At 75.0% G+C, this 7275-nt stretch carries 5 protein-coding genes and 1 pseudogene; 1 reads left to right on the top strand and 5 read right to left on the bottom strand.

What is annotated here, in order from left to right:
* Nucleotides 1-97: 97 nt before the first annotated feature.
* From ACGFQC_RS27910 to ACGFQC_RS27920, 3 genes are all read right to left on the bottom strand, one after another.
* Nucleotides 98-3148 carry a glycosyl hydrolase gene (locus tag ACGFQC_RS27910; RefSeq protein WP_363089628.1) on the bottom strand — a complete coding sequence of 1017 codons (3051 nt, stop codon included), beginning with the start codon at nucleotides 3146-3148 and terminating at the stop codon, nucleotides 98-100.
* 152 nt (nucleotides 3149-3300) lie between these two features.
* Nucleotides 3301-4167, bottom strand: a complete 867-nt coding sequence (locus ACGFQC_RS27915) for an alpha/beta hydrolase (RefSeq protein WP_363089629.1) — start codon at nucleotides 4165-4167, stop codon at nucleotides 3301-3303.
* Nucleotides 4164-4721 (bottom strand): quercetin 2,3-dioxygenase, encoded by a 558-nt coding sequence (locus ACGFQC_RS27920; RefSeq protein ID WP_363089630.1) that lies wholly within the window; start codon nucleotides 4719-4721, stop codon nucleotides 4164-4166. Before ACGFQC_RS27920 ends, ACGFQC_RS27915 begins: the two co-directional genes overlap by 4 nt.
* 200 nt (nucleotides 4722-4921) lie before the next feature.
* Between ACGFQC_RS27920 and ACGFQC_RS27925 the strand changes: the two genes are divergently transcribed.
* Nucleotides 4922-5371 carry a MarR family winged helix-turn-helix transcriptional regulator gene (locus ACGFQC_RS27925; protein WP_363089631.1) on the top strand — a complete coding sequence of 150 codons (450 nt, stop codon included), beginning with the start codon at nucleotides 4922-4924 and terminating at the stop codon, nucleotides 5369-5371.
* On the opposite strand, the gene ACGFQC_RS27930 is transcribed toward ACGFQC_RS27925, so the two are convergent.
* Together ACGFQC_RS27930 and ACGFQC_RS27935 are read right to left on the bottom strand one after the other, a co-directional pair.
* The gene (locus ACGFQC_RS27930; RefSeq protein ID WP_363089632.1) at nucleotides 5360-7021 is read right to left on the bottom strand and encodes an FAD-dependent monooxygenase; all 1662 of its coding nucleotides are present in this window, start codon (nucleotides 7019-7021) and stop codon (nucleotides 5360-5362) included. The genes ACGFQC_RS27925 and ACGFQC_RS27930 overlap by 12 nt on opposite strands.
* A 149-nt stretch (nucleotides 7022-7170) precedes the next feature.
* A pseudogene (locus ACGFQC_RS27935) lies at nucleotides 7171-7275 on the bottom strand (1,4-beta-xylanase); the annotation flags it as partial.

The following is a 7275-nucleotide window of genomic DNA, read 5'->3' on the forward strand; positions in this document are numbered from 1 at the left end:
CCCGCCCGGGAGACCGGGACACGGGACGCCGGGACGACGGAGCCGAAGCCCGCCGTCCCGGGTCCGCCCCCCGCGGACGCCTCGGCGACCCCGGGGATCAGGACACGCGCGCCTGCACGTACGGCACCAGGCGCACCGGTCCGACCAGGCCGTGGTCCTGGCGGGCGACGCCGCCGAACACGGCGGGCTGCGCCACCCGGAGACGGTTGATCAACGGGGTCGCCACCTCCACCTCGACGACGTTGGCACCGGGCCGCAACAGGTCGGTGCCGAGGTCGACGACGGGGTTCAGCCGGTCCACCGGACCGAGGCGTACGCCGTTGACGCTCACCCTGCACGTGTCGCTGACCTGGCCCAGCTCGAGACGGGCGCCGTGGGAGGCGGTCCAGTCGGCGGGCAGGTCCAGGGTGGTGCGGTAGCGGCCGATCCCCGCGCTGTCCGCCAGTTCGGGGATGCGTGACCAGGGCAGCAGCGCGTCCAGCCTCACGGTGACCTCGACGCGTTCGGTGCGGGTCGCACCGGTGCCGGGCCGCCAGTCCTCGACGTCCAGCCGCCACGGGCCCGGGGTGATCACCGCGGGGACGGCGCGGACCGTCGTGGTGACCGGCCGCCCCCGGTCCGGCCGGGTCGTGTACGTACCGGGTGCGCCCGCCCGGACGACGAGTCCCTCGTCGGTGAACAGGGCCTCGTCGGCATCGGTGGTGACGACGTGCGGGCGGGAGCCGTGGCGGTCCCCGAAGAGTCCCGGCCGGCCCAGCGCGACGACGACCGTCTCCCCCGGCTGGAGGGTGATCCGCAGGGTGAAGTCCTCGCCGTCCCGGGTGTACCGGGCGAGCCGGACGGCCTCGCCCGACCAGGGGTCCAGGAGGTAGGGCACCGCGTTGCCGGACCCGGTGCGGCGCAGCGTCACCTCGTGGTCGATCGCCGCGACGGCCGGCTTCACGGTCTCCGCGTGCTTGCCGTTGCAGAGGTAGTAGAAGTCCGCCCCGGGGGTCGCCCGGTGGGCGTTGAGGAGGGTGGAGGGGGTGCTGTGGCGGACGTCCGGTGTGACGCCGAGCCGGTTCAGGGCGTCGCCGACGAGCGCCTTGTCGGTGACGCGGGCGACGTTCGGCAGGGCGAGCAGTTCGGCGAGGACGTCCCGCAGCCGGTCGGTCTCGCCGTCCGCGGGCACGCCCGGCGTCAGTGCCTGGTCGAAGGCGCCGAGCAGGACCACCGGCAGCCCGGCCCCGGCGAGGGCGAGCACCTTGCGGGCGTCGTCGAGGGCGAGGGTGGGCGTGGAGCCGTAGAAGAAGTCGCCCTCGACGAAGAGGGCCTTGTACGCCGGGCCGTCGGGCGCCAGGCGGCCGTCGCGCACGGTGGCGGAGGGCAGGTCGAGCAGCGGGCCGCTGAGGAACTGGTGGGTCCAGCCGAGCGGGACGCCCGTCGCGGTGAACCAGGAGGCGCCGATGCCGGTCGCGGTGTAGCCGGTCTGCCGCAGGATCGCCACGTCGGCCCGGACGGTGCCCGACTGGAGCACCCGGTGCACCCGGCCGAGGTAGCCGGCGATGTCGGCCACGTGCCGCCAGGTCGGCTGCCGCGGCCCCCAGGACTCGCCGTAGCCGGAGGTGCCGTTGTACGGGCTGAACGCGGCGAAGCCGGGCCAGCTCACCTGGGGTGCGGTGGCGTACGAGAAGCCGTGCAGGACCGTCTGGTTGACGCCCGCCGCGTAGGCGCCGCCCATGGTGCGCAGGAAGCGGTCCCAGGTCGTGCTGTACGCGGATCCGTTGTAGGCGCCCGCCTCGCAGGACAGGACGGTGTGCCCGGCCATGTCCCGGCCGCCGGCCAGGCAGCGGTAGTCGTCGAGGTTCTTGAAGCCGAGGGACTCGCCCTCGGCGATGTCGAGCAGGGCGGCCGAGGCGATGGCGTCGGTCTGCAGGCCGTAGGGCTGTGCGCGCAGTTCCATGCCGAGGGAGTGCGCCCAGTCCCGCAGGGCGCGGACGTGGTGCCGGTTGAACAGGTCGGACACGGTCGCCCAGAAGTCGTGCCGGATCTGCCGGGTGAGCTGGGCCTCGAACGCGAAGACCTGGTTGCCGTTGTCGAGCACGACCGCCGGCAGGTACGGCAGGAGCGGCCGTCCCGTGCGCTTCTCGAAGGCCTCCGGCAGCGCGGAGGTCCAGCACAGTGCGTCGGTCTCCAGTTCCACGGAGTCCTCGAAGAAGGCGCCGCCCGCGGCCTCCAGCAGTTTGCGCAGCCGGGGCGTGAGGATCTCGCGCTCCCAGTGGCCGGTGACGGCCGCCGTGCCCGCGGCGCTGAAGTGGTCGACGACGTGGGCCGCGGGCGCGGAGTGCGGCCCGGACTCGGGCTGCTGTCCCGAGCCGCGCCGCCAGTAGGAGATCAGCACCCAGTCGCCGTCCCCCGGCGCCGTCCAGGACAGGGTGCCGTCGGTGACCAGTGAGGTCAGGTCGCGGACGCCGGCGGGGTCGAGGCCGGTCTCCTTGCGGGTGGAGTTGGCGGTGTCGACGCGGGCCGCCTGCACGGCGAGGAGCCGCTGCCGGGTGACGCCGGAGGCGGGCGCGTGGACGGGCGGGGGCACCGGGCCCTCGTACACCGCTCCGCCGGCCACGGCGACCCGGCCGTGGGCGAGTTCCTGCGCGGCCGCCTCGTCGTCGGGAGTGACGCCGGGGACCGCGACGGGCCAACTGGGGCCCAGGGTCAGGTCGATGGTGACGCCGCGTCTGGCGGCTCTGCTCAGGGCCGCCTCGACACCGTCCCGCCAGGCTCCGCCGCCCCAGCCGTGCCGGGCTGTGTCCAGGACGGACTTGTCCTTGATGCTGTGGTGGACGGCGGCGATCTCCATGCCGCCGAAGCCGGCGTCCGCGATCTGGTCGATCTCGCGGGCGATCTCGTCGGGGTCGACCAGTCCGTCCGGCCACCACCAGCGGAACTTGGGGCGCACGGACCGCGGGGGCTTCGCGAACCAGTCGGCACCGGGGCCGGCCTCCGCGACCGCGGTCCCCGCGGCTTCGGTCGCGGGGGCCGCGGTCGCGGGAGCGGCGGCCGCCACGCCGGGCAGGGCGCCGAGGACCGTCGCCCCGGCCCCCGCCGCCAGTCCCGCGGCCAGGGCCGCCCGCCGGGGTATGCCGCCGCTCTGCGTCATGCCTTCATCCATGGTGCGCCTCGAGTCCGGGAGAACAACTCATGATTGAATCGTTTCAATCATGATCGACGCGGGAACGCTAAACCGGCCGTTCGGACCAGGTCAAGAGGTCGGACACGGCCGGCTGCCCCGGGGACCCGTGGGCGCGGTCCCGCGCCGGGGCCCTACCGGGTCACCGTCCGGACCCAGTTCAGCGTGCGGACGAAGAGGTCCTCGACCCGCTCGTCGGGCAGGCCGTGCCAGACGTGGTCGGCGCCGGGGACCGTCCACAGGTCGACCGGGACGCCCGCCTCCTCCAGCCGGGCGGCCAGGGCGCGGCTGTGGTCGCAGCCGACCATGGTGTCGTCCTCGCCGTGGGCCAGCAGGAACGGCGGCGCGCCGGGCCGGACCCGGGCGACGGGGCTCGCCTCGCGGGCCGCTTCCGGCACGTCGGCGGGGGCGGCTCCGAGGAGCAGCGCCTCCGGCGTGTCGGCGCCCTGCCGGGTCAGGTCGCTGGGCGCGTACCAGGCGACGGCGCCCTTGAGCCGGGACGCCCCTTCGGACAGGGCGAGCAGGGCGGCGAGGTGCCCGCCCGCCGATTCGCCCCACACGGCCGTCCGGTCGGCGTCCACGCCGAGTTCGGGGGCGCGCAGGGCGAGCCAGCGCAGGGCGGCGCGCAGGTCGTCCAGGGGGGCGGGGAAGACCGCCTCGCCGCTGAGCCGGTAGTCGACGGAGGCGACGGCCAGTCCTGCGGCGGCGATCCGGGCGAAGGGGCCGGGATCCCAGTCCCGCGTCCGGTGTCCCATGTCCTCGCGCCTCCCCCGGCGCCAGGCCCCGCCGTGCACGAACAGCACGAGCGGGACGGACGGCCCGCCGGGGCGGTGCTCCGGAAGCCACAGGTCGAGTTCGAGCGGCCGCGCCCCCGGCACGTCCGCGTAAGGGACGCCGCGCAGGAGGCGGACCCCGCCCTCCAGGTGTGCGGCCGGTGGCAGCGGGGCCCCGTCCGGGTGGGGGGCGGCGATGACGGCGAGCAGGTCGGAACGCGCGGTCACGGGGTGCGCCACTGGTGGTCGGGCAGGAACCGCACGTCGTACTGCTGGGGCACGGTGGCGAACTTGCTCCGTTCCGGGACGTACGGCGACGCGGGCAGACCGGGGCCCTCGACGGGCGTGCCGAGGTTCTCGAAGAAGCGCTCGAACGTGCCTCCGGGGCCGGCGGCGACGCCGACGATCCGGCTGCCGTGGCGCTCGATGCGGTAGGCATGGGGGCAGTTCTTCGGGACGAAGCCGAAGTCGCCGCTGGTCAGGAGCTTTTCGTACTGCTCGCCCGCGGTGTCCTCGACGAACAGCCGCACCGCACCGTCCGTGACGAAGAAGACCTCGTAGGTGTCCGGGTGCAGGTGGGCCGGGATGGTGTCGCCCTTGGGGCCCTCGCAGGTGAAGAAGTTGAACGTGTTCTCCGTCTGCTCGCCGCCCGCGTAGACGGTGAACAGGTCGGTGAACAGCAGGGCGCGGTCGCCCATGCCCCGCTCGATGAAGTACGGCTTGCCCGGGTCGGGCGGGATCTGCGAGGCACGGCGGTACTGGGTGGCGTACTCGATGGTCACGGCTCTCCTCGGTGGTGCGGCGGCCTGCGGTCGGCGGCCGGCGGTCACGCGGCGGCCGGTCGGCGGTCGCGCGGCTCGGCCACCGGCGTGTGCGGACGTGCGGCGACCGCGTCGACGCTGGGTGTCAGCCAGGCTGACATAATGGTTCGGGAGCGTGCAAGACTTCGCTGATCTTTTCTTCTTCCGACCCTGGGGAGCGCATGGACGCCGGACGCCGCAGCCTGCCGCAGCTGCTGGGCGAGGCCCGTCGGTGGTTCGACGACGCCCTGCTGACGGCCCTCGAAGCGGACGGCGCCGAGCCGGTGTCGTCGACCCAGCTGCAACTGTTCGCGGTCCTCGACGAACGGGGCACGACGGTGTCCGAGCTGGCCCGCCGGATGGGCGTCACCCGGCAGACCGCGCACAAGGCCGTGCACACCCTGGTCGCCCTGGGCCTGCTGGAGCAGGTCCCCCACCCCACCTCGGCCCGGCAGCTGCTCATCCGCCGGACCCCGGCGGGCCGGCGCGCGCACGACCGCGCGACGGCCGTCCTCGACGCGCTCGAACGCACGCTGGCCGAGCGCCTCGGCGGCCGGTCGGTGCGGGAGCTGCGGGCCGTGCTGGAGATGCCCTGGGGGGAGCCTCCGGAGCCGTCCGGCTCACAGGGCTGAGCCGGACGGCGCCGCGAGCCGGGCAAAGAGCGCGGTGCCGGTCTCGGCGAGCGGGAAGCGGGCGCCGAGCTGACCGTCGGGGCGCACGACGAAGCCGGTGGGGCCGTCGGGGTGGTAGAGCCGGGCGAACTCGCCCTCGGTGTCACGGTACGCGGGCACCGGCAGGGTGTCGGGGGCGACCGACGCGGCTTCGCGGGCGAGGAGGACGACCGGCGACGGGCCGGCCGGGGTGCCGTCGGCGCCCGCCCTCCCGGCGGCCTCGGCGAGTGCGGCCGCGTCGGCGCCGTACAGGAGCACCACGTGGTCCGTGCGGCCCCGCAGGACGTCGAGCAGGCGCAGCGGATAGCAGGCCACCGGTGTGGTCAGCCCCGCACAGTCCGGTGCCCGGTCACCGGGCCGGGGTCCCTCACCGGGGCCGTACGGGTCGGCGCCGAGCGGGCCGTCCCGGTAGGTCACCAGCAGTTGGGCCTCGCGCAGCATCGTGGTCCGCGGGTCGTCGGGGTCGTTCTCGATGCCCTGCGTGGAGTGCCGCACGGTCCGGCCGACGACCTCCTCGCCGACCGGGCGGCGTTCGGCGTCGTAGGTGGCGAGCAGGGCGGGCCCCGCCTCGCCCCTGACGACACGGGCGAGCTTCCAGGCGAGGTTGCAGGCGTCCTGGATGCCGGTGTTCATGCCCTGGGCGCCGGTGGGCGGATGGATGTGGGCGGCGTCGCCGGCGACGAAGACCCGTCCGTCGCCGTAGCGGTCGACGATGCGGTGGCTGATGCGGAAGACGGACGACCAGCGCAGCCGCGAGAGGGTGGCCGGTTTCGGCGCGAGACGGTCGACCACGGCCTGGATGTCGGACAGCTCCGGGGCGCGGCCCTCCTTCGGACCGTGCTCGACCGGACCGTGCTCGACGCCGTCCGCCCGCGCCGGCCCGCGGCCGGCCGAGAGCTCGGGCGGGACCAGCATCGACATGCGGTAGCGGTTGCGGCCGGGCAGCGGGATGCAGACCAGCAGGTCGTCGGTGGAGCCGTCGGCGGCACGGTGGGTGGAGCGGATGCCGTACCCGTGGGGCATCTCCCAGTCGGTCTCCACGTCGGCCAGCATGTACTCCTCGGCGAAGGCCGCGCCCTCGTAGGCCAGTCCGAGCCCCTTGCGGACGACGCTGTGCGCCCCGTCGCAGCCGATGAGATAGCCGGCCCGCAGTTCCTCCTCCGCGCCGGAGACGGTGCGCAGCCGGGCGGTGATCCCGTCCCGGTCCTGCGCGAACGACAGCAGTTCGGTGCCCCGCTCGATGTGCGTGCCCAGGCCGGCGACGTACTCCTCCAGGAGGCGCTCGGTCTCGTACTGCGGCAGCGCGGCGAAGCCGTACGGCACCTCGGGCGGCAGGGCGAGATCGATGCGCGCCCGCTCACGGCCGTTCACGTAGGTCAGCTGGCCGCGCATCGGGGCGGCGCACTCCAGGACCGCCCGGGCCAGGCCCATGCGGTCCCAGATCTCCAGGGTGCGCGGTTGGACGCCGACCGCCTTCGCGTACGGCAGGCGGGCCCGGAGCCGGTCGACGAGCCGGCAGCGCACTCCGTGCCGGCGCAGCTCGGCCGCCGCGCTCAGACCGACCGGTCCGGCGCCCGCGATCAGTACGTCGGTCGTTCCGTCGTGCGTCACGGGCGCCTCCCGCCGTCTGGATGCCGGACCGGTCCATGGTCGCGCGCCGGCGCCCGGGCTGCGAGGCGGGCCGGGGGCGGCCGTGCGCCGCGGCGGGGGCATCCGGCACCTCGGGTGTCCCCCGCCGCGAGCCCGGTCCGGGCGTGCGGTCAGCCGGTGGTGCAGGAGACGGTCGGCCAGGTCCAGTTGCCGTTGGGCTGCACGGTGACGCCCCAGTTGTTGCCGCTGCCGTCGGGCTTCGCGGTCAGCACCTG

Source organism: Streptomyces sp. NPDC048734 (assembly GCF_043198675.1).
Lineage (GTDB): Bacteria > Actinomycetota > Actinomycetes > Streptomycetales > Streptomycetaceae > Streptomyces.

Coding starts and splice junctions, on each gene's coding strand:
- ACGFQC_RS27910 (WP_363089628.1), bottom strand. CDS start 3,148: ATGGATGAAGGCATGACGCAGAGCGGCGGCATACCCCGGCGGGCGGCC.
- ACGFQC_RS27925 (WP_363089631.1), top strand. CDS start 4,922: ATGGACGCCGGACGCCGCAGCCTGCCGCAGCTGCTGGGCGAGGCCCGT.